General features: G+C 61.1%; 14 protein-coding genes and 1 tRNA gene. 13 read left to right on the top strand and 2 right to left on the bottom strand.

Annotated elements, in window-relative coordinates:
* Window positions 1–178: 178 nt before the first annotated feature.
* Both clpP and KB449_RS27895 read right to left on the bottom strand, forming a co-directional pair.
* The gene (gene clpP, locus KB449_RS27900; protein WP_282911492.1) at window positions 179–760 is read right to left on the bottom strand and encodes an ATP-dependent Clp endopeptidase proteolytic subunit ClpP; all 582 of its coding nucleotides are present in this window, start codon (window positions 758–760) and stop codon (window positions 179–181) included.
* Between the two features lie 212 nt (window positions 761–972).
* Window positions 973–1,047: transfer RNA gene (locus tag KB449_RS27895), tRNA-Arg, on the bottom strand.
* 298 nt (window positions 1,048–1,345) lie between these two features.
* On the opposite strand from KB449_RS27895, the gene KB449_RS27890 reads away from it, so the two are divergent.
* From KB449_RS27890 to KB449_RS27830, 13 genes are all read left to right on the top strand, one after another.
* Window positions 1,346–2,374, top strand: a complete 1,029-nt coding sequence (locus KB449_RS27890; protein ID WP_282911491.1) for a sugar-binding transcriptional regulator — start codon at window positions 1,346–1,348, stop codon at window positions 2,372–2,374.
* Window positions 2,375–2,495: 121 nt separating this feature from the next.
* Window positions 2,496–3,503: a type I glyceraldehyde-3-phosphate dehydrogenase gene (gene gap, locus KB449_RS27885; protein WP_090117071.1), complete on the top strand. Its 1,008-nt coding sequence runs from the start codon at window positions 2,496–2,498 to the stop codon at window positions 3,501–3,503.
* 101 nt (window positions 3,504–3,604) lie between these two features.
* Window positions 3,605–4,786 carry a phosphoglycerate kinase gene (locus KB449_RS27880; RefSeq protein ID WP_277566754.1) on the top strand — a complete coding sequence of 394 codons (1,182 nt, stop codon included), beginning with the start codon at window positions 3,605–3,607 and terminating at the stop codon, window positions 4,784–4,786.
* A gap of 10 nt (window positions 4,787–4,796) precedes the next feature.
* Window positions 4,797–5,552: a triose-phosphate isomerase gene (tpiA, locus tag KB449_RS27875; RefSeq protein WP_282911490.1), complete on the top strand. Its 756-nt coding sequence runs from the start codon at window positions 4,797–4,799 to the stop codon at window positions 5,550–5,552.
* A 1-nt stretch (window position 5,553) separates the two neighbouring features.
* Window positions 5,554–7,101 carry a 2,3-bisphosphoglycerate-independent phosphoglycerate mutase gene (gpmI, locus tag KB449_RS27870; RefSeq protein ID WP_282911489.1) on the top strand — a complete coding sequence of 516 codons (1,548 nt, stop codon included), beginning with the start codon at window positions 5,554–5,556 and terminating at the stop codon, window positions 7,099–7,101.
* Window positions 7,102–7,687: 586 nt separating this feature from the next.
* Window positions 7,688–8,980, top strand: a complete 1,293-nt coding sequence (gene eno, locus KB449_RS27865) for a phosphopyruvate hydratase (protein WP_090117067.1) — start codon at window positions 7,688–7,690, stop codon at window positions 8,978–8,980.
* Window positions 8,981–9,125: 145 nt separating this feature from the next.
* Window positions 9,126–10,928 carry a sensor histidine kinase gene (locus tag KB449_RS27860; RefSeq protein ID WP_282911488.1) on the top strand — a complete coding sequence of 601 codons (1,803 nt, stop codon included), beginning with the start codon at window positions 9,126–9,128 and terminating at the stop codon, window positions 10,926–10,928.
* 49 nt (window positions 10,929–10,977) lie between these two features.
* Window positions 10,978–12,513, top strand: a complete 1,536-nt coding sequence (locus tag KB449_RS27855; RefSeq protein ID WP_282911487.1) for a response regulator transcription factor — start codon at window positions 10,978–10,980, stop codon at window positions 12,511–12,513.
* Window positions 12,514–12,674: 161 nt separating this feature from the next.
* Entirely contained in the window at window positions 12,675–14,147 is a 1,473-nt protein-coding gene (locus KB449_RS27850; protein WP_282911486.1) for an ABC transporter substrate-binding protein, read from the top strand.
* A gap of 100 nt (window positions 14,148–14,247) precedes the next feature.
* Complete coding sequence (locus KB449_RS27845) at window positions 14,248–15,180, top strand: ABC transporter permease (protein WP_277566748.1); 933 nt, start codon at window positions 14,248–14,250, stop codon at window positions 15,178–15,180.
* A gap of 41 nt (window positions 15,181–15,221) precedes the next feature.
* On the top strand, window positions 15,222–16,127 hold the full coding sequence (locus KB449_RS27840; protein ID WP_090117127.1) for a carbohydrate ABC transporter permease: 906 nt from the start codon (window positions 15,222–15,224) through the stop codon (window positions 16,125–16,127).
* Between the two features lie 108 nt (window positions 16,128–16,235).
* Window positions 16,236–18,536, top strand: a complete 2,301-nt coding sequence (locus KB449_RS27835; RefSeq protein ID WP_282911485.1) for a glycoside hydrolase family 3 N-terminal domain-containing protein — start codon at window positions 16,236–16,238, stop codon at window positions 18,534–18,536.
* A gap of 14 nt (window positions 18,537–18,550) precedes the next feature.
* Window positions 18,551–21,670, top strand: coding sequence for an alpha-mannosidase (locus KB449_RS27830; RefSeq protein WP_282912921.1), 3,120 nt, complete (start codon window positions 18,551–18,553; stop codon window positions 21,668–21,670).
* The last annotated feature ends 1,230 nt before the right edge of the window (window positions 21,671–22,900 follow it).

Here is a 22,900-nt window from a genome sequence, read left to right as displayed (position 1 = left end):
CGGTTGCTAGATAGGCGCTGACCCTGCGTGCGGGTCAGTGCCTTTTTTTGTGGTTGGAGGCGATTCGTAGGCTGAGGCGGGATCGTAAGCCGCCCGGCCAAAGCAAAAGCCCCCGTTAACCGCCGGGATGCGGCGGACGGGGGCTTATAGCGATGGGAATGCGCTGTGCGGGTTCCTGTTAAACCTTCTCGATAACCTTGTCGACGAGGCCGTACTCTCTTGCCGTCTCGGCTTCCATGAAGTTGTCGCGGTCGGTATCCTTCTCGATGCGCTCGAGCGGCTGGCCCGTGCGTTCGGAGAGGATACGGTTCAGCTTGTCGCGGAGCTTGAGGATGCGGCGGGCGCGAATCTCGATGTCGCTCGCCTGTCCCTCGGCGCCGCCGAGCGGCTGGTGGATCATCACTTCGGCGTTCGGCAGCGCGAAGCGCTTGCCCTTGGCGCCCGCGGCGAGCAAGAACGCGCCCATGGAAGCGGCCATGCCGACGCAGATCGTGGAGACGTCCGGCTTGATGTACTGCATCGTATCGAAGATCGCCATACCGGCCGTAATGGAGCCGCCTGGGCTGTTGATGTATAAGTGGATGTCTTTCTCCGGATCTTCGGCCGCGAGGAAAAGCAACTGCGCGATGATGGAGTTGGCAACCACATCGTTGACCTGGGTGCCCAGGAAGATGATGCGGTCCTTGAGCAGACGGGAATAGATATCGTATGCCCGCTCTCCTCGATTAGTCTGTTCGACGACCATAGGGACAAAGCTCATTGCGTGATCCCTCCTCGGGGGTGTGGATAGTGGTGTGGCGGTCCTGGCTCCGACGTCTCCCGGAAAGGCGCGGGTTGACCGTGAATCCATTCTAATGGATCATGAACCCAATGTCAAAGAAAGTCAAACATAGGTCGAAAAAAAGCGCCCGTATGGCACGGGCGCGTCTGCTGCATCATAAGTTTCGGCAAAACTGCCTATTAGAGCGAATATGGCGCGCCCGTAGGGAATCGAACCCCAATCTCAGGCTCCGGAGGCCTGCGTCATATCCGTTGGACCACGGGCGCACGTCGATAACAGCAAGATTCATTATAGGCGATCGAATGGGGAAAAGCAAGGGCTTTGAAAAGGATTCAAACGGGGTAAAAAGGGTACGTGCGCTTCCCATGTCTGTACGGCTCAGCGGGACTCCCGTCCGTTACTCGCGAACTTATCTTGGGCTTGCAACGCGCGGTCGAATCCGATAAAATGAAAACAGGAAGTGGGACTTAAAATGTCACAGTGGGACGTAATCGGTCCCATACCGTGATTCCCCGTCGCATTCCGGCTATATTCATCCGGCACTTAAGGGAGAGACGGTATAGGATGCGGAACATTCTTGAGATGCAACAAAAGCTCGTGCCCGACATTATGCAGGTGCTGCAGAAGCGCTATGACATTTTGCGCCGTATCGGGGTCACGGGTACCGGCGGCAGGCGGACGCTGGCGGCCAGCCTGGAGCTGACGGAGCGGACGCTGCGGGCAGAGCTCGACCTGCTGCGGTCGCAGGGCCTTATCGAAGCGGGAACGACCGGGGTCAGCCTGACGGAACGCGGCCGCCGCTTGCTCGAAGAGATGGAGCCGATGGTAAGGGAGCTGTTCGGACTGTCCGATCTGGAGGCGGCGCTTCGCAAGCGGTTCGGCCTGAAGCAGGCGGTCGTCGTTCCCGGCGACTCGGACGTCTCCGAGGAGGCCAAGCGCGAGCTGGGCCGGGCGGGCAGCAAGGTGCTGCGCCGCGTCATCGGCCCCGGCGACATCGTCGCCGTCATGGGCGGCACGACGATGGCGCGCATGGCCTCGCAGTTCTCGGTGCCGTCGCCGCTGCGCGACAACTGGTTCGTGCCGGCGCGCGGCGGTCTCGGCGAGAGCGTGGACTACCAGGCCAACACGATCGCCTCCGAGCTCGCCAAGCGGACGGGCGCGCGGTACCGGATGCTGCACGTGCCGGATCATCTGAGCGAGGACGCCTACCAGACGATCATGCAGGAGCCGAACGTGCGGGAAGTCGTGGATATGATCCGCAGCGCGCGTATCGTGGTTCACGGCATCGGGGACGCTAGCGCCATGGCCCGCCGGCGCAAGCTCGACGCGGGCACCGTGCAGGAGATTCTGCGCGACGGCGCGCTCGCGGAGGCGTTCGGCTACTACTTCGACCGGGAGGGCGCGGTCGTCCACCGCATGGCGACCGCCGGGCTCCGCCTCGAGGACATAGAGGCCGCCGAGTCGGTCATCGGCATCGCCGGCGGACGCAGCAAGGGCGAGGCGATCGCCGCCGTTATGCGCTTCGGACACGACGACGTGCTCGTCACCGACGAAGCGGCTGCCGAAGAAGCGCTCAAGCATGCCGGCGTCTGACGCTGACGCCGGCACCCCAGGACCGGGACGAAGCTCCCGGTCCGGCAGAACAAGTGGTCTCGGCGCTCGTGCGCCTGACATAGATCAAATCTTATTTTCACAACCCAAGGAGGAACTATCAATGACGGTCAAAATCGGTATCAACGGCTTCGGTCGCATCGGTCGCAACGTATTCCGCGCTTCGCTCAACAACCCTGAGGTAGAAGTGGTCGCCATCAACGACCTGACGGACGTTAACACGCTGAAGCACCTGCTCAAATACGACACGACGCACGGCAAGCTGAACGCGACGGTCGAAGCGGGCGAAGGCGCGCTGATCGTAAACGGCAAGACCATCAAGGTATTCGCGGAACGCGATCCGGGCAACCTGCCGTGGGCATCCGTTGGCGCCGAGATCGTCGTTGAATCCACGGGTATCTTCACGGCGAAGGAAAAGGCCGAGCTTCACCTGAAGGGCGGCGCGAAGAAGGTCATCATCTCCGCTCCGGCTACGAACGAAGACATCACGATCGTTATGGGCGTCAACGAAGACAAGTACGATCCGTCCGCGCACACGATCCTCTCCAACGCTTCTTGCACCACGAACTGCCTGGCGCCTTTCGCTAAGGTTATCAACGACCAATTCGGCATCGTCAAGGGTATGATGACGACGATCCACTCCTATACGAACGACCAAAGCGTACTCGACCTGCCGCACAAGGATCTGCGCCGCGCGCGCGCCGCTGCAGAGAACATCATTCCGTCCACGACGGGCGCTGCGAAGGCCGTATCGCTGGTACTGCCTGAGCTGAAGGGCAAGCTGAACGGCATGTCGTTCCGCGTACCTACGCCTAACGTATCCGTTACCGACCTCGTAGCCGAAGTTAAGGGCAACGTTACGGTCGACGAAGTCAACGCTGCGCTGAAGGCTGCCGCAGAAGGCCCGCTGAAGGGCATCCTGAACTACTCCGACGAGCCGCTCGTATCGAGCGACTACAACGGCGACCCGGCTTCCTCCACGATCGACGCGCTGTCCACGATGGTCGTCGAAGGCAACATGGTGAAGGTCGTTTCCTGGTACGACAACGAGTGGGGCTACTCCAACCGCGTCGTAGACCTGGCTGCGTTTGTCGCTTCGAAGGGTCTGTAAGAGTTACTTCATAGATGCATGTTAACGGCAAAGAGGAGACGCGAGCGCTCCTCTTTCCGTCCGTACGGGCATTACCAGATATCGGAGGGAGAGTCTGCCTTATGAACAAGAAGAGTGTCCGCGACGTGAACGTTTCCGGGCTGAAAGTATTCGTGCGCGTCGACTTCAACGTCCCTGTCGAAAACGGCGCGATCACCGACGACACGCGTATCCGCGAAACGCTGCCTACGATCAAATACCTGATCGAAAACGGCGCGAAGGTTATCCTGGCGAGCCACTTTGGCCGCCCGAAGGGCGAAGTCGTAGAAGAACTGCGCCTGACGCCGGTCGCTGCACGCCTGTCCGAGCTGCTCGGCAAGCCGGTTGTCAAGGCTGACGAAGCCGTAGGCGCTGACGTTCAAGCCAAGGTCGACGCGCTGCAAAACGGCGACGTGCTGCTGCTTGAAAACGTCCGTTTCTACCCGGGCGAAGAAAAGAACGATCCTGAGCTCGCTAAGCAATTCGCGGCTCTGGCCGATCTGTTCGTCAACGACGCATTCGGCGCCGCCCACCGCGCGCACGCGTCCACCGAAGGCATCGCTCACCACCTGCCGGCCGTATCCGGTCTCCTGATGGAGAAGGAGCTCGACGTGCTGGGCAAGGCGCTTAACGATCCGGACCGCCCGTTCACGGCGATTGTCGGCGGCTCCAAGGTCAAGGACAAGATCGACGTCATCGACAAGATGATCGAGATCGCCGACAACATCATCATCGGCGGCGGCATCTCCTACACCTTTTTCAAGTCCCAAGGCTACGAGATCGGTCAATCGCTGCTCGACGAGTCCAAGCTGGAGAAGGTTAAGGAATTCGTCGAAAAGGCGAAGCAGCTCGGCAAGAAGCTGTACCTGCCGGTCGACCTCGTCATCTCCGACGACTTCAAGTCCGACAAGAACATCGAGATCGTGAACATCGACGGCATCCGTCCCGACTGGGAAGGCGTCGACATCGGTCCGAAGACCCGCGAGATCTACGCGGACGTCATCAAGAACTCCAAGCTGGTCGTGTGGAACGGGCCGATGGGCGTTTTCGAAGTCGAAGGCTTTTCGAACGGCACGCGCGCGGTCGCGCAAGCTTGCGCCGACACGTCCGCATACACCGTCATCGGCGGCGGCGACTCGGCAGCGGCGGCGGAGAAGTTTAAGCTGGCAGACAAGATGGACCATATCTCCACCGGCGGCGGCGCGTCGCTCGAATTTATGGAGGGCAAGGCGCTTCCGGGTGTCGTAGCCCTTAACGACAAGTGAGGGTGAACCCATGAGCAGAACTCCGATCATCGCAGGCAACTGGAAAATGTTCAAGACCGTCTCCGAAGCGACCGCGTTCGTGTCCGAAGTGAAGGGCAAGGCGGAAGTCGCCGGCGTCGAGACCGTCGTCTGCGCGCCGTTCACGGCGCTGCCGGCGCTCGTCGAGGCGGTTAAAGGCACGTCGATCAAGATCGGCGCGCAAAACATGCACTATGAAGACAACGGCGCCTTCACCGGCGAGATCAGCGGCGTCTTCCTGAAGGATCTGGGCGTCGACTTCGTCATCATCGGCCACTCCGAGCGCCGGCAGTACTTTGCCGAGACCGACGAGACGGTGAACAAGAAGACGCACGCGGCGTTCAAACACGGCCTGACCCCGATCGTCTGCGTCGGCGAGAAGCTCGAAGAGCGCGAAGCCGGCAAGACCGACGAAGTCAACCGCGTACAGACGACGGCGGCGCTGGCCGGCCTTACCGCCGAGCAAGCTGCCGAGGTCGTCATCGCTTACGAGCCGATCTGGGCGATCGGCACGGGCAAGTCGTCGACGGCAACGGATGCCAACGACGCGATCAAGGCGATCCGCAGCGTCGTTGAAGGACTCTTCGGCGCTGAAGTAGCCGGCAAGGTCCGCATTCAATACGGCGGCAGCGTCAAGCCGAACAACGTCGCCGAGTACATGGGCGAATCCGATATCGACGGTGCGCTCGTCGGCGGCGCCAGCCTGGAGCCGGCTTCCTTCATCGCCCTGGTCGAGGGGGCGAAGTAAGATGGCCGCACCCAAACCGGTCGCGCTCATCATTCTGGACGGCTTCGGCCTTCGCGAGGAGACGCACGGCAACGCCGTTGCCCAAGCGAACAAGCCGAACTTCGACCGTCTGTGGGCGACCTACCCGCATACGCAATTAACCGCTCAGGGCGAGGCCGTCGGCCTCCCCGAGGGCCAAATGGGCAACTCCGAAGTCGGACACCTGAACATCGGCGCCGGTCGCATCGTTTATCAGGACCTGACGCGGATCACCAAGTCGATTCGGGACGGCGATTTCTTCGACAACGAGACGCTGCGGGGCGCCGTGAACCATGCCAAGACGAACGGCAAAAAGCTGCATCTGTACGGCCTTCTGTCGGACGGCGGCGTGCACAGCCATATCGCGCATCTGTTCGCGCTGCTCGAGCTGGCGAAGCGCGAAGGCCTGAACGACGTATACATTCATGCGTTCCTGGACGGGCGCGACGTGGCGCCGGACAGCGCGGTCGGCTACCTGACCCAGCTGCAGGCCAAGATCGAAGAGCTCGGCGTCGGCAAGATCGCCACCGTGCAAGGACGTTACTACGCGATGGACCGCGACAAGCGGTGGGATCGCGTCGAGAAGTCCTACCGCGCGATGGTGTACGGCGACGGCCCGACGGCGGTCGATCCGATCGCGGCGGTCAAAGCCTCGTACGAAGCGTCGGTCTACGACGAGTTCGTGCTGCCGACCGTCATCGTGGGCGCGGACGGCAAGCCAGTCGGCCTGGTCGAGTCGGAAGACGCGGTCGTGTTCTTCAACTTCCGTCCGGACCGCGCGATCCAGCTGTCCAACGTATTCACGAACGACGACTTCCGCGGCTTCGAGCGCGGCGATGGACGTCCGGTCGGCCTGTACTTCGTCTGCCTGACGCTGTTCAGCGAGACGGTCGGCGGGTTCGTCGCGTACAAGCCCAAGGAGCTCGACAACACGCTGGGCGAGGTGCTCGTGCAGCAGGGCAAGACGCAGCTGCGCATCGCCGAGACCGAGAAGTATCCGCACGTCACGTTCTTCTTCAGCGGCGGACGCGATCTGCAGCTGCCGGGCGAGACGCGGGTGCTGATCAACTCGCCGAAGGTCGCGACGTACGACCTGCAGCCGGAGATGAGCGCCTATGAGGTCGCGGACGCTGCGGTCAAGGAGATCGAGTCGGAGAAGCATGACGCGATCATCCTGAACTTCGCGAACCCGGACATGGTCGGCCACTCCGGCATGCTGGAGCCGACGATCAAAGCCGTCGAAGCGACGGACGCGTGCCTCGGCCGCGTCGTCGACGCGATCCTCGCGAAGGGCGGCGTCGCCGTCATCATCGCGGACCACGGCAACGCCGACATGGTCATCGACGATGCGGGCCGCCCGTTCACGGCGCACACGACCAACCCGGTCCCGTGCATCGTGACCAAGCACGGCGTGACCGTGCGCGACGGCGGCATGCTGGCCGACGTCGCGCCGACGCTGCTGACGCTGCTCGAGCTGCCGCAGCCGGCCGAGATGACCGGCCGCACGCTGCTCGCGCCGCTCGGCGAGTAATTCTCGCAGGAGGCGGCGCTTGCGGCCGCCTCTCCATGTCCGGGCAGTTGGGCGAGTACAGCATAGCGGGAGTTGGCGGCTTGCGGCCGCCTCTCCATGTCCGCTAAGACTGGGCGAACGGCGGCCGGACAGCAGGATTTCGAGGCATTCGCGCAAACGCCATTCTCCCGGCTTAAGATCCGCGCCGGACGACGGCAGGAATTCAGGCCTTGCGCGGCGAAGCTTGAGGGCGGGGCGGCGTATTGGTTGCGACTGTCTACCAATCAGTAGAAATAACTGCAATTTGGCAACTAATCGCTCCTGTCAGGCGCCTTCATGCGAAATAACGGTTAAAAAGCATTTAATTTGCAAAAATCCGAGGCAGTCGTCCCGATACAACGGAATTAGCTGCTTTTTAGCAACTATTTGTCTCCCTTCGGCATGCTAAGGCGCAAATAACTGCCTTTTGACAACTATTTCATCAGAAGAAGCGCCGCTCGAGCGGTTACCATTGTTCGGCACGCGACCGAGTTTTGGCACGCGACCGAGCTCAAACCGGCTAAGCAGTAACCTTCCATTAAAAACAAACCAAGGAGTGTTCACTCAAATGACGATTATCTCTGACGTCTATGCACGCGAAGTACTGGACTCCCGCGGCAACCCGACGGTTGAAGTAGAAGTCCGCCTGGAATCCGGCGCGTTCGGCAGCGCCATCGTACCGTCCGGCGCATCCACCGGCGCTTACGAAGCCGTTGAGCTTCGCGACGGCGACAAGGACCGCTACCTCGGCAAGGGTGTCGAGAAGGCCGTCGACAACGTCAACTCCATCATCGCGCCTGAGATCATCGGCTACGACGCGCTTGACCAAGTCGCGATCGACCGCAAGATGATCGAGCTCGACGGTACCCCGAACAAGGCGAAGCTGGGCGCCAACGCGATCCTGGCCGTCTCCATCGCCGTCGCGCGCGCTGCAGCCGACGCGCTGGACCTGCCGATCTACGCTTACCTCGGCGGCTTCAACTCCAAGACGCTGCCCGTGCCGATGATGAACATCGTCAACGGCGGGGCGCACGCCGACAACAACGTCGACGTGCAAGAGTTCATGGTGCTGCCGGTCGGCGCGCCTACGTTCAAGGAAGCGCTCCGCACGGGCGCCGAGATCTTCCACTCGCTGAAGAGCGTACTCAAGTCGAAGGGCCTGAACACGGCTGTCGGCGACGAAGGCGGCTTCGCGCCGAACTTCGGCTCCAACGAAGAAGCGCTGTCCACGATCATCGAAGCTATCGAGAAAGCCGGCTACAAGCCGGGCGTCGACGTGTTCCTGGGCATGGACGTCGCTTCCACCGAGTTCTACAAGGATGGCAAGTACCACCTCGAAGGCGAAGGCAAGTCATACACGTCCGCCGAGTTCGTCGACCTGCTCGCCAGCTGGGTTGACAAGTACCCGCTGATCACGATCGAAGACGGCTGCTCCGAAGACGACTGGGAAGGTTGGAAGCTGCTGACCGAGAAGCTCGGCGACAAGATCCAGCTCGTCGGCGACGACCTGTTCGTCACCAACACCGAGCGTCTGTCGAAGGGCATCGAGCAAGGCATCGGCAACTCGATCCTCGTCAAGGTCAACCAAATCGGCTCCCTGACCGAAACGTTCGAAGCGATCGAAATGGCGAAGACCGCCGGCTACACCGCCGTCATCTCGCACCGCTCCGGCGAGTCCGAAGACAGCACGATCGCCGACATCGCCGTTGCGACCAACGCCGGCCAGATCAAGACGGGCGCGCCTTCCCGTACGGACCGCGTCGCGAAGTACAACCAACTGCTTCGCATCGAAGACCGCCTGGCAGGCTCCGCCGTATACGCGGGCAAAAAGGCGTTCTACAACCTGAAGAACTTCAAGTAAGCCCGGCACGGCCCGCCGCGGCTGCGCGAATAGCATGACCTGACGATCCCCGGGGAACGCTGCCTATACGGCAGTGCTCTCGGGGATTGTTTTATTTCGTGCTATAATGAAAGCCGTTCAACCAGACTGCGGGGGATCTTCCGAAGTGAGAATCAAAAAGGTGTACCGGAACTATTTTCAGAACAATCTGTTCGTGAAAGTCATTCTTGTATTTACCGTCATCGTCAATCTGACGATCATTGCGTTTTCTTATTTTTTGTTCCACTTCAGCTCGGCCTCGATCGTGCGAAGCCAGCTGAACGACCAGCGAGAGGCGATGGACCGCGTCAATCTGTACATGGAAGCGAAGTACGATTGGGTTCAGAACGTTGTGCAGGACGTTTACCGGAACAACCTGCTGGCGGATAACGTGTCTTATCTGCTGCGGCATTCTTATCAAGAATACATTCAATATACGCTGGGCGAAAATTACGCCAACGGCAGCGCCAGCGCGGCCAATGCGCTCGAATACTTCGGGAATAAGCTCGGCACCGACTCCGACATCCGCAACCTGATCCTGTACAGCGCCGACCAGCAGCTCATGTACGTTTACAAATACGCCGGAAACCCGAAGCTGTACCAGACGAACGCCGCCCGCTCCTTCATTCCCGACATCATGTCGCTGGAGGGTCCCAACGCTTCGACGCCGAACGTGTGGATCCGCAAGGCGATCGGACAATGGGATACGCGGCTCTACGCGATGCGGAGCCAGATCAACGACAAAAGCACGCTCAAAAACGTCGGTCAGCTCATGGTGTATTTCGATTCCGAGATGGTTCGCCAGGCGTTGCTGCGCGTCTCGTCGCCTTTCAAAGGCACGCTCCTCGTCCTGACCCAAGACGGCAGCGTCATGTTCGACTCGTCCGGCAAGTATTACGGGCAAGCCTATCCGTATATGGACCAGATCAACGGCTCCCAGGACACCGGCAATACGGGAGAGCCGGTCTATATCTCGCGGCTGACGCAGAACGCGGCGGGCTATACGGTCGTTGGCATCGCGCCGAAAGCAGAGGTCGCGCAATCCTATGCGGGGCTGAAACGGGCGATCGTGCTGATCGGCGCCGTCTGCATTGCGTTTGCGGTCCTGATTCCCTCCCTGCTTATCGTCAACATTGCCAAGCGGACCAACAAGATCGTTCGCTTCATGAAGAAGGTTGAAGGCGGCGATCTGAGCGTTCGCCTTCAGGATGCCCGGGAGGACGAGCTCGGGCAGATCTCCCAGAGCTTCAACGAAATGGTGGAGGAGCTGAACCGGACGATCGACCGGGAATACAAATCGGAGATCAAGCTGAAGCAGACCGAGCTGGCCGCGCTCCAGGCACGGGTCAATCCGCATTTCCTTTACAACACGCTGGAAGTGATCCGGATGCGGGCGATGTCCCAAGGGGCGAGCGATGTCGGCGAGATGATATACAGCCTGGCCGCGCTGTTCCGCAACTCGGTCCGGGCGGGCCCGGACTGCACGCTCGGCGAGGAGCTGGAGACTTGCCGGCTGTACCTCGAGCTTTTCCGCATCCGGTTCAAGGACCGGATCTCTTATTCGATCGACTGCTCGCCTGCGTACGCTTCGGTCGCGATCCCCAAGATGCTGCTGCAGCCGGTGGTCGAAAATTATATCGTGCATGGCATGGAAAACGACCGGACCGACAACCGGGTCGCCATCGAGGTTACCGCGGAGGACGGCATGCTGCTGATCCAGGTGGTTAACAACGGCGCGCCGATCGACCCGGAGCGTCTGCGGCAGATCCGGACCGAGCTCGACTATCCAGAGCAGCGCGAGGGCTCTTTCGGGCTGAGGAGCGTGCATGAGCGGTTGAAGCTGATGTACGGGCCGGAATACGGCATCGGGATCGAGAGCGAGCCCGGCAAGGAAACCCGGGTCACGATCGGGATTCCGCTGGTCGAATAAGCGGTTTAAAGACCGAAGGACCGAGGGACCGAAGGAGGACGTTGCGAAAATGTACAAGGTATTTATCGTAGACGACGAACCGTTCATCATCGAAGGCCTTATCGACGCGATCGACTGGCCGGCCTTCGGTCTCGAAGTCGTCGGCAGCGCAGAGAACGGAGAGCAAGCGCTCCGCCGCATAGGTGAGACGCCCGTCGACCTGCTGATCACCGACATCTCGATGCCCCGCATGAACGGCCTGGACCTGATCCGCGCCGCACGCGAGAGCCGCCCCGACCTGAAGGCGATCATCCTGAGCGGCTTCAACGAATTCGATTACTTGAAGGAAGGCATGCGCCTCGGCATCGAGAACTACCTGCTCAAGCCGATTAACGTCAAGGAGCTGCACGATACGCTGAGCAACGCCGTCGAGAAGCTGAACAGCGTCCATACGGACGCGCTGCTGTCCCCGTACGACGTTCAGATCATGAAGGACAACACGCTGTACCGGTGGATCGGCGGCCGGATCTCGGAGGCGGAGTTCAACGAGCGTGCGGGCCTTCTGAATATCTCGTTGACGGATCCCTACGGCGTCATCGCCCTGCTGAGGCTCCCGTCCGCCGGCTCCGAAGCGCAGGAAGCAACGTTCGAGCGCGTCGCCCGCGCATTCGAGGGGAGCGCCTCGGTGTATCCTTTCCGCGACATGGACGGAGACGTCGTCATCGTGGCCGGCCTTCCTTCCGAAGAGGAGGCGGGGAAGGTGGAGCTGGTCCGCCGCGTACTGCCGCTGCTCGAAAAAGGCAGCCCGGGCGAAGCGGCGAGGCTGTCGCTCGGCGGCGTGCATCCGCTGCGGACGGCGATCGCGTCCAGCTATAGCGAGGCGAAGAAGGCGCAGGAATATTTCATGATCTATCCGGAGCGCGAATGGATAGACTATGCGGAGACGGAGCCGTTCAAGGAAGCGGAGACGTCCGAGTTCCCGATCGATTGGGAGGCTTGCCGCAAGCTGCTCGTCGCCAGAGACAAGGAAGGCCTGGCGGCGGCCGTCGAAGCGGATCTTGATCGGCTAAGGCGCCGGGAAGGCGTCACGCCGTCTTATCTGCTCGAAGTGGCGGTGGAGCTGATCGTCCGCTTCAAGATGGAGCTGAAGGCCATCAAGCATTCGGACGAGACGGAGATGTTCTCGCAGGGCTTCGCGCAGGTGAACGCGGCTTCGGACTATGCGGAGCTCGTCAGGGCGCTTCGATCCGTCGCGGAGCGCTGCGTGGATTCCCTGGTGAAGGACAGCCGCAGCCCGGTCGTGCTGCAGGTGCTCGAGGAGATCCACCGTCACTACGCGGACGAATTGTCTTTGAAGCAGCTCGGCGCACGATACCACATCCATCCGGTATACCTGGGGCAGCTGTTCCAGAAGGAGACGGGCGAGAGCTTCACCGAGTATATCAACAAATACCGGATCGAGCAGGCCAAGAAGCTGCTGAAGTCCTCTACGTTAAAAGTGCACGATATCGCTCGTCAGGCGGGCTATTGGGAGACGGGGTACTTTTACAAGCAATTCAAGAAGTACGTCGGCATCTCTCCGACCGAATTCAAAGGCCTGCATTGACGCACAATGAGCCAATATGAGCCTCCGGACTGCCAGCCGCGCAGTCCTTTCTTTATTTTGAACATGATTTATTAGGTTTGTGTTCTATTTGAAACTGCTTTCATGAATTAAAGTTGAATTGTTGCTTGAGGGAATCAGAAATAAGGGAGGGCACTAGAAACATGAGTAAAATGACTAGGAAAACCGGCCTGACGGCCGCGGCTACCGTAACCGCGCTGTCGCTCGCGCTGAGCGCTTGCGGCGGCAACGACGCCAAATCGGACAGCGCTTCGGACAAGCCTGTCGAGCTGATCTGGTACACGATCGGCACGCCGCAGAAGGACGTCGACACCGTCATGGCGGAAGTCAGCAAGTACACGCAAGAAAAGATCAATGCCACGATCAAGATGAAAATGATCGACTGGGGCGATTACACGCAGAAGATGCAGGTGCTCGTCGCTTCGGGCGAACCGATGGACATCATGTTCACCTCGGCCGGCGGCTTCGACTACGTACAAAATGCCCGTAAAGGCGCGTTCCTCGAGCTCGACGAGCTGCTGGACAAGTACGGCCAAGGCATCAAGGACACGATCGATCCGGGCTTCCTGAGCGGATCCAAGGTCGACGGCCACAACTACGGCATCCCGGCCAACAAGGAGCTCCCGCAGCTCGAAGTATGGCGCTTCAACCAGAACCTCGTCGACAAGTACAAGCTGGAAACGACCGGCGTCCGCACGCTGGATAGCCTCGAGCCGCTGCTGAAGACGATCAAGGCGCAGGATCCGTCGATCACGCCGTTCGCGATGGACAAGAACTACGTGCCGTACGTGCCTTACGACTATCTCGTGACGAACATGCCGATGGCCGTCAAGCTCGACGGTACGGACCTGAAGGTCGTCGACATCCTCGAGACAGACGAGATGAAGCAAGCGCTGAACACGATGCACAAATACTACCAAGCGGGCTACGTCGCGCCTGAAGCCGCGACGACCGGCTCGACGCAAGACCTGATGACTTCCGGCAAATGGCTGCTCGACCGCGCGCAAACCCAGCCGCTTGCAGAGACCTCCTGGTCGGCTTCCAACGGCTATCCGATCACTTCGACGCCTGCCAGCGACGCCGTGATCACGAACACGTCGGTACAAGGCTCGATCATGGCGATCTCGGCCAACTCCGAGCACCCTGACAAGGCGATGGAATTCCTGAACCTGCTCAATACCGATCCGGTCCTCCGCAACATGGTCGACTCCGGCATCGAAGGCACGCACTACGAGAAGATCGACGACACACACATGAAGAACCTCGACGCTTCCCAGAACTACAACATGCCTTCGTACTCGCTGGGCAACAACATGCTGCTCTACCTGAACGAGAACGATCCGGACGACAAGTGGGAGCAATTCAAGAAGTTCAACGCGGAAGGCAAGCCTTCCCCGATCCTGGGCTTCAACTTCGACAGCACGAAGGTATCCACCGAGATGACGGCCATCCAGAACGTCAAGGAGCAATTCTGGGCATCCCTGATGACCGGCACGGTCGACCCGGCGACGTACCTGCCGAAGGCGATCGAGCAGTTCAAGTCGGCCGGCCTCGACAAGGTCATCGCCGAAGCGCAAACCCAGCTGGACGCTTGGGTCGCAGCCAACAAAGCTTAATAATCGGATGAAATCGCGAGATCGGGCGGGTGAGCAATTCGCCCGATCTTTCGTTATTTTTTGTCGTATTCACAAAAGACCATAGGAGGGATTGGCGAACATGGTCGGATCCTTTTTCCGCTCGTTCAACCGCAACAAGGTTATGCTGCTCATGGTGCTCCCGGGCGCCATCTGGTTCCTTTTCTTTTCCTACCTGCCCCTGGTGGGCACGATCGCCGCATTCAAGCAATACCGCTTCAGCCGCCACGGCTTCTGGTACAGCCTCGTCCACAGCAAAAACGTCGGATGGGCCAATTTCAAGTTTCTCTTCAGCACGGACGCCGCGTGGTCGATCACTCGCAACACGCTGCTTTACAATATCGCGTTTATCGTTCTCGGCCTCGTATTCTCCGTCGCGCTGGCCATTCTGCTGTCGGAGCTGGCGAACAAGAAGCTGGCCAAGCTGTATCAAACCGGCATGTTCCTCCCGTACTTCCTGTCGTGGGTTATCGTCGGTTACTTCGCGTTCAGCTTCCTGAGCATGGACCGCGGCCTGCTGAACCATACGCTCGAATACTTCGGCATGGACCGTATGCAATGGTACAACGATCCGAAGGTCTGGCCTTATATTCTGGTGCTGGTCTATTTGTGGAAATCGATCGGCTACAGCAGCGTCGTCTATCTGGCCTCCATCCTCGGCATCGACCGTTCGCTGTACGAAGCCGCGATGATCGACGGCGCCAGCAAGATGCAGCAAGTGCGCAATATCACGCTGCCGATGCTCAAGCCGATCATCATCATCATGACGCTGCTCGCCGTGGGCAAGATCTTCTATGCCGACTTCGGCCTCTTCTATCAGGTGCCGCGCGATTCGGGCACGCTATACTCCGTGACGAACGTTATCGACACATACGTATACCGGGGCCTCAAGACGACCGGCGAGATCGGCATGAGCACCGCCGCGGGCCTGTATCAATCCGTCGTCGGCTTCGTGCTCGTCATGGTGTCCAACTATGTCGTGCGCAAGGTCGACAAGGACAGCGCGCTGTTCTAAATTCCTGAATCGAGAGGAGGGCATATCCGGTGCCCAACGTGATGAAAAAGAAACGGAACTTCCACCAGGCATCGCCGGGCTGGAATATCGTGTTCAACCTGATCGCCGGCATATTCGCATTTCTGTGCGTGTTTCCGTTCGTGTTCGTCGTCATCATCTCCTTCACCGAGGAGAAGACGCTGGCGACGGACGGATACCGCATCATTCCCAAAGCCTGGAGCCTGGATGCTTATCAATATATATTCAAAACCGGCGATACGCTGCTGCGCTCCTACGGGGTCACGATCCTCGTAACGGTCATCGGTACGGTCGTCAGCTTGCTGCTGATCTCGCTGTATGCTTACGCGGTATCGCGCCGCAGCTTCGCGTACCGCCGCTTTTTCTCCCTGTTCGCGATCTTCACGATGCTGTTCAGCGGCGGCATGATTCCGACTTATATCGTCGTGACGCAGCTGCTCGGCCTGAAGGACAGCATCTGGGCGCTCATCCTGCCGCTCGCGCTCAATGCCTTCTATATCATGATCCTGCGGACGTTTTACATCACCGGCATTCCCGACGCGATCATCGAGTCCGGCAAGATCGACGGCGCCGGCGAATTCCGCATTTTCTCCACCATCGTGCTGCCGCTGTCGCTGCCCGGCCTCGCTACGATCGGCCTGTTCAGTACGCTGGGCTACTGGAACGACTGGTTTAACGCGCTGCTGTACATCGACGATCCGAACAAGGTGCCGCTGCAGGCGATGTTGATGCGAATCGAATCGAGCATGCAGTTCATCCAGCAAAATTCGGCGAACGGCTCCATCAGCCTCGAGGTGCTGCAGTCGATGCCGCAGGATACGGCCCGCATGGCCATGGTCGTGCTGGCGACGGTGCCGATTATTTTCGCTTATCCGTTTTTCCAGCGTTACTTCGTTCAGGGCCTGACGGTCGGGGGCGTTAAAGAATAAGCGGGATTCGGGCCGCAGGAAAGGCCTTGGATGATGCGCTTTTGCAGGATCGCACTGGGTTAAGCAGAGGTTAGGCAGCGGTCAAAGAACGAGCGGGATGTGAAAAGAATGGATTACAAAGACCCGTCGAAGCCGCCCCGCGTACGCGCGGAGCTGCTGCTTCGGCAGATGACGGCGGAAGAAAAGGTCGGCCAGCTCGTGCAGCCGTTCGGCTGGCAGGCCTATGAACATAAAGACGGGAACGTCGTCCTGAAGGAGACGTTCAAGGAACAGGTCGCGCGGGGCGCCGTAGGCGCGCTGTACGGCACGCTGCGCGCCGACCCGTGGACCGGCGTCACGCTGGAGACGGGTCTGTCGCCCGTTCGCGGCTCGGCGGCGGTCAACGAGATCCAGCGCTATGCGATCGAGCATTCGCGGCTCGGCATCCCGCTGCTGATCGGCGAGGAGTGCTCCCACGGCCATATGGCGATCGGCGCGACGGTTTTCCCCGTGCCGCTGTCGATCGGCAGCGCCTGGAACGTCGGCCTTTACCGCGAGATGTGCCGCGCGGTGGCGAAGGAGACGCGCGCCCAGGGGGGCGCGGTCACGTATTCGCCGGTGCTGGACATCGTCCGCGATCCCCGTTGGGGCCGGACGGAGGAATGCTTCGGCGAGGACCCGTACCTGGTTGGCGAGCTGGCGGTCGCCGCGGTCGAGGGTATGCAGGGCGAGCGTCTCGATGCGCCGGACAGCGTCGCCGTGACGCTGAAGCACTTCGTTGCATACGGCAGCTCGGAGGGCGGCCGCAATGCCGGGCCCGTCCATATGGGCTGGCGCGAGCTGCTCGAGGTCGACCTGCATCCGTTTCGCAAGGCGGTGGAGGCAGGCGCGGCTTCGATCATGCCGGCCTACAACGAGATCGACGGCGTCCCGTGCACGACGAACGCGAAGCTGCTCGACGAGGTGCTGGTCCGGGACTGGGGCTTCGACGGCATGATCATCACCGACTGCGGCGCGATCGATATGCTCGCGGCGGGGCATGACACGGCGGAAGACGGCATGGAAGCCGCCGTACGGGCGCTCGAAGCCGGCATCGATATGGAGATGTCGGGCGAAATGTTCGGCAAGTACCTGCGGCAGGCGCTTGCCGAGGGCAAGCTGAAGGAAGAGGCGCTGGACCGGGCTTCCCGGCGCGTCCTGACGCTCAAGTTCAAGCTTGGCTTGTTCGAGCGGCCTTATGTAGACGCGCAGCTCGCCGGCGAGGCGATCGGCGCGGACGCGCATGTCGCGCTGGCGCGGCAGCTGGCGGCCGAAGGCGTCGTGCTGCTAAAGAACGAAGGCGGCGCGCTGCCGCTCGACCCGTCCGCCGGCAAGGTCGCGGTCATCGGTCCGAACGCCGACCTCGGCTACAACCAGCTGGGCGACTACACGTCGCCTCAGCCCGCGGACAAAGTCGCCACGGTGCTCGCGGGCATCAGCGCCAAGCTGGGCGCGGAGCGGGTGCTCTATGCGCCGGGCTGCCGGATTCGCGGCGAAGACCGGGACGGGTTTCCGCTGGCGCTTGAGACGGCGCAGCAAGCGGACACCGTCGTGATGGTGGTCGGCGGCTCCAGCGCGCGGGACTTTGGCGACGGCACGATCGACCTGAAGACAGGCGCGTCCAAGGTGACCGAGAATGCCTGGAACGACATGGATTGCGGCGAAGGCATCGACCGCATGTCGCTGCGTCTCTCCGGCGTGCAGCTCGAGCTGATCCAGGAGATTCGCAAGCTCGGCAAGCGGCTTATCGTCGTCTATATCAACGGACGGCCGATCGCGGAACCGTGGATCGACGCGCATGCGGACGCAATCCTCGAGGCATGGTATCCGGGGCAGGAGGGCGGTCATGCGATTGCAGACATTCTGTTCGGCGACGTCAATCCGTCCGGGCGCCTTACAATATCGATTCCGAACGATGTCGGGCAGCTGCCCGTGTATTATAACGGCAAGCGCTCGCGAGGCAAGCGGTACCTGGAGAGCGATTTGAAGCCCCAGTATCCGTTCGGCTACGGGCTCAGCTACACGAACTACGAATATGCCAACCTGACGGTGACGCCCGCCGCGATCGGACCCGATGATGAAGCGATCGTCTCCGTTGATGTGACCAACGCGGGCGGCGTCGCGGGTTCCGAGGTCGTGCAGTTGTATATCTCCGATGTCGCGAGTGCGGTCACGCGGCCTGCGTTGGAGCTGAAAGGCTTCGAGAAGATCGGACTGGCGCCGGGAGAGACGCGTACCGTTCAGTTTCGGGTAGGGAGAGAACAGCTTGAATACGTAGGCCCGGCTTACGAGCGGGTCGTCGAAGCGGGACGGTTCAAGGTGCTGGTCGGGCGGCATTCGGCCGACACGCTGGCAGCCGATCTGCTCGTCAAGGAGGACGGAAACCGATGAACGCAAAAGACATTTTGGAACGTCTGCGCCGCTTCCTTCGCGAGCTGTCCGAGGCACAATGGCTGGAACGAGCGGAAGTGAGCGATTGGGCGATCGAGCGGGCGACTTACGTGCTGCCGGGGAAGTATGAGGAGCGCGCTCCCTATAAGACGGAGGGACTTGCCCCGTTTCCGAGCAAGCAGGGGAACACTTACTTTTTTCGCAAAAAGCTGGAGCTGTCCCGAGACTGGATCGCGTCGGGCGCCCGAATCGGCCTCTTGTTCGAATCCGGCGGCGAGGGGCTGCTGCGCGTTAATGGCGCCTCGTATCAAGGGCTTGATCGCAACCATACGTTTGTAACGCTCGATGTCGCTCGTGTCGGCACGGCGCCCGAGCTTGAGATCGAGCTCTTCGATCCGATCCCCGAGCCGGTCGATCCGCTGAACCGCCAGGCCACCATCCATCCGCCGATCGCCGCGATCCGCAGCGAGCTGGTGCTGACGAACGAACCGGTCCAGCGCCTTCTGTACGCGGCGACGGTCGTGCGCGATTCGGCCGTGCTGCTGCCGGAGACGGACTTCCGCAGGGCGCGGCTGCTTGAAGCGCTGCTTCGCGCGATGGATGCGTACGTATCCCTGAGCGAGGGGGATATCCGCGAAGGCAAAGCGGTAGCAGGCATTGAGGCGAAGCTGGCGGGCGAGGTCCGCGAGGTCGGCGGCAACGCCGAAGGCGTCCAGCACATGGTCGGGCAGTCGCATATCGACGTCGCCTGGCTGTGGCCGGTACGGGAGACGGTGCGCAAGACGAGCCGGACGTTCTCGACGGTGGACGCGCTCATGCGCGAGTATCCGGACTTCCGGTACGCGCAGAGCCAGCCGCTGCTGTTCGAATTTCTGAAGAACAACGATCCGGAGCTGTACGGGCGGGTGAAGTCGCGGATCGCCGAGGGCCGTTGGGAGCTGGTCGGCGGCATGTACGTCGAGCCCGACCTGAACATCCCGAGCGGAGAATCGCTCATGCGGCAGATGCTGTACGGCCAACGCTTCTACCAGGAAGAGTTCGGCCGGGGGTCGGACATCGAGTGGCTGCCGGATACGTTCGGCTACTGCGCGTCGCTGCCTCAGATTCTGAAGCACGGCGGCGTGCGCTATTTCATGACGACCAAGCTCAACTGGAACGACACGAACGTATTCCCGTACGACCTGTTCCGTTGGATCGGCATCGACGGCACGCCGATGCTGTCGTATCTGAATCACGGCATCAACGAGCATACTACGCCGAAGGACATTCACGAGCACTGGCAATCGTACCGGCAAAAGGATGTGTACCCCGAGCAGATGCTGCTTTACGGGCATGGTGACGGAGGCGGCGGCGTGACTCGCGAGATGCTCGAGTACGTCGACCTTGCGGACCTGATGGTCGGCCAGCCGGCCAGCAAGCATAGCACGGCCGCGGATTTCTTCGCGGGCGCGGAGGCGAAACGCAGCGAAGTGCCGGAATGGCACGGCGACCTGTATCTCGAGCTGCACCGCGGGACGTACACGACGCATGGCCGCAACAAGCGCAGCAATCGCAAAGCCGAAGTGCTGTATCGCGAGGCCGAGCTGTGGCACGCGCTCGCGCTGCCTCGGCTGGACGCCGGACTGGACGGACGGCTGCGGAGCGAACTGCACGAAGGCTGGAAGCTGATTCTGCTCAACCAGTTCCACGACATCATCCCGGGGTCGGCGATTACCGAAGCGTACGTGACCTCGGAGAAGGAATACGGGACGATTTTTGAAAAGGGACGCAATAGCCTGAACGAGATCCTGCCGGCGCTCGCAGGAGGCATCGATACGACGGTCGGCGAAGGCATGCCTTATGTTGTTTTTAACGGACTCGGCTGGGCGCGGGACATGCAGGCTGAGCTGGCGGCGAAAGGGTTCGCGGGGTTATTAGCGGGTACGCTTGCCGCTTATGACGCGGATGGCGTCCGGTTGAACGCCGATGCGGTCGGCGAAGATCGTCTGGCCGTGCGCGTGCCGGCGGTGTCGGCTTTCGGCTATAAGACGATCTGGCTGCGCGAGCAAGGCGACGCAGGCGCGGCTGCGGCGGGCGCGTCCGGGTATACGCTTGGCGACAGCTGGGAGACCGCGGTCTACCGCGTCCGGTTCAACGCGCGAGGCGAGATCGTCAGCCTGTTCGACAAGGGTGCCGGACGGGAGATCGTGAAGGAAGGCGAAGCCGCGAACCGCTTCGGCTTCTACCACGACCGCCCGACGCTGTGGGATGCCTGGGACATCGACGAGCGCTACGAGCTGCAGCCGGCCGGCGAGGCCGAGCTGCTGTCGAAAAGCGTGGCGCTGAAAGGCGAGACGATGGACGTGCTGCGTTTCCGCTGGCGACTGCATCAGTCGGAGATCAGCCAGGACGTCATATTCTACCATGGCGACCGGCGCATCGACTTTCGCACCCGCATCGTCTGGAACGAAGCGCACAAGCTGCTGAAGGTCGGCTTTCCGATCGACGTCGTCGCGAACAAGGCGACGTACGAGATTCCGTATGGGGCGCTCGAGCGTCCGACGCATCGCAACACGAGCTGGGAGCAGGCGCAATACGAGGTGTGCGGCCACCGGTTCGTCGACGTGTCGGAGCACGGCTACGGCGTCAGCCTGCTGAACGACTGCAAGTACGGCTACGACATCCAGGGCACGACGATCCGCCTGTCCTTGCTCCGCGCTCCAAAGTGGCCGGACATCACGGCAGATCTCGGCGAGCATGAATTCACCTATTCGCTCTATCCGCACGAAGGCGACTGGCGGACGGCCCATACGCTGCGGCGCGCGGCGGAGCTGAACGCCGAGGACATCGTGGTTTTGGCCGACCGTCAGAGCGGCTCGCTCCCGGCGGCCGGCGCGCTGCTGCCGTTCGAGAGCGAGCATGTCGTGCTCGACTCGGTCAAGCCGGCCGAGGACGGCGACGGCATCGTGCTGCGCCTGTACGAATCGTCGGGCGGCCGCGGCCGCGCCGTGCTGAACTGGCCTCGCCCGTTCGCGCGCGCGGTGCTCTCGAATGCGCTCGAGGCGGACGGAGAGGGGCTTGCGGTCGAGGACGGCCGGATCGAACTTTCTTTTGCGCCGTTTGAGATTAAGACGGTTAAGCTTTTAGATCGCTAATGTATCGTGCGGGATCGGCGGTATGTTGCGGAATAGCGATGCGGTAGCGTCTTATCTCGGCGGGAACGGTGGTTTGCGATGGAATAGCGATGTGCCAGGGTCTTATCACGTCGGGAATGCGGTTCGCAGCGGAATAGCGATGTGCCAGGGCTATCACGTCGGGAATGGCGGTTCGCAGCGGAATAACGATGTGCCAGCGTCTTATTTCGGCGGGAACGGCGGTTTGCAACGGAATAACGATGCGCGAACGTATTTTCTGGTGGTGATAGCAGTACGCACAAGAGTCGCTAACGGCGCGAATGCAGCTAACATATGCGACAGCGCCGCTAGCAGGCGTGTTAGCGGCACGGAATGCCGTTAACACGCGCGAGCGAGCCGCTCCAGGCCCATTAGCGGCACGGAATGCCGTTAACACGCGCGAGCGAGCCGCTCCAGATCCATTAGCGGCATGGAATGCCGTTAACACGCGCGAGCGAGCCGCTCCAGATCCATTAGCGGCACGGAATGCCGTTAACACGCGCGAGCGAGCCGCTCCAGGTCCATTAGCGGCACGGAATGCCGTTAACACGCGCGAGCGAGCCGCTCCAGGTCCATTAGCGGCACGGAATGCCGTTAACACGCGCGAGCGCGCCGCTCCAGATCCATTAGCGGCATGGAATGCCGTTAACACGCGCGAGTGAGCCGCTCCAGGCCCATTAGCGGCATGGAATGCCGTTAACACGCGCGAGCGCGCCGCTCCAGGCCCATTAGCGGCATGGAATGCCGTTAACACGCGCGAGCGAGCCGCTCCAAGTCTATTAGCAGCACGGAATGCCGCTAATACGCGTGAGCGCGCCGTTTCAGGTCCATTAGCGGCATGGAATGCCGTTAACACGCGCGAGCGCGCCGCTCCAAGTCTATTAGCAGCACGGAATGCCGCTAATACGCGCGAGCGCGCCGTTTCAGGTCCATTAGCGGCACCGTATGCCGTTACCCCACGCGAGCGTGCCGCTCCAGGCCCATTAGCGGCATGGAATGCCGTTAACACGCGCGAGCGAGCCGCTCCGGGCCCATGATCGGCACGGAATGCCGCTAACATACGTCACCGGCCGCTCTGAACTATTTAACGGTACGTGACTGGATAACGATGCGCGCGTCTTCTCTCAGGGGCGGCTTGTTATCTCGGTCGGATCGGTGGTTCACGGTCAGGCGGCGGTAATGCTTTATAACGTTAACTTAGCTCGTTAAATC

The organism is Cohnella hashimotonis, assembly GCF_030014955.1.
GTDB classification, from domain to species: Bacteria; Bacillota; Bacilli; order Paenibacillales; family Paenibacillaceae; genus Cohnella; species Cohnella hashimotonis.
This window is presented reverse-complemented; position numbering and strand designations above follow the sequence as displayed.

Excerpts from the sequence above, each read along its gene's own strand:
- KB449_RS27850 (WP_282911486.1), top strand. The coding sequence starts at position 12,675 with ATGAGTAAAATGACTAGGAAAACCGGCCTGACGGCCGCGGCTACCGTA.
- KB449_RS27840 (WP_090117127.1), top strand. The coding sequence starts at position 15,222 with ATGAAAAAGAAACGGAACTTCCACCAGGCATCGCCGGGCTGGAATATC.
- KB449_RS27835 (WP_282911485.1), top strand. The coding sequence starts at position 16,236 with ATGGATTACAAAGACCCGTCGAAGCCGCCCCGCGTACGCGCGGAGCTG.
- gap (WP_090117071.1), top strand. The coding sequence starts at position 2,496 with ATGACGGTCAAAATCGGTATCAACGGCTTCGGTCGCATCGGTCGCAAC.
- eno (WP_090117067.1), top strand. The coding sequence starts at position 7,688 with ATGACGATTATCTCTGACGTCTATGCACGCGAAGTACTGGACTCCCGC.
- KB449_RS27880 (WP_277566754.1), top strand. The coding sequence starts at position 3,605 with ATGAACAAGAAGAGTGTCCGCGACGTGAACGTTTCCGGGCTGAAAGTA.
- gpmI (WP_282911489.1), top strand. The coding sequence starts at position 5,554 with ATGGCCGCACCCAAACCGGTCGCGCTCATCATTCTGGACGGCTTCGGC.
- tpiA (WP_282911490.1), top strand. The coding sequence starts at position 4,797 with ATGAGCAGAACTCCGATCATCGCAGGCAACTGGAAAATGTTCAAGACC.
- KB449_RS27855 (WP_282911487.1), top strand. The coding sequence starts at position 10,978 with ATGTACAAGGTATTTATCGTAGACGACGAACCGTTCATCATCGAAGGC.
- clpP (WP_282911492.1), bottom strand. The coding sequence starts at position 760 with ATGAGCTTTGTCCCTATGGTCGTCGAACAGACTAATCGAGGAGAGCGG.
- KB449_RS27845 (WP_277566748.1), top strand. The coding sequence starts at position 14,248 with ATGGTCGGATCCTTTTTCCGCTCGTTCAACCGCAACAAGGTTATGCTG.
- KB449_RS27890 (WP_282911491.1), top strand. The coding sequence starts at position 1,346 with ATGCGGAACATTCTTGAGATGCAACAAAAGCTCGTGCCCGACATTATG.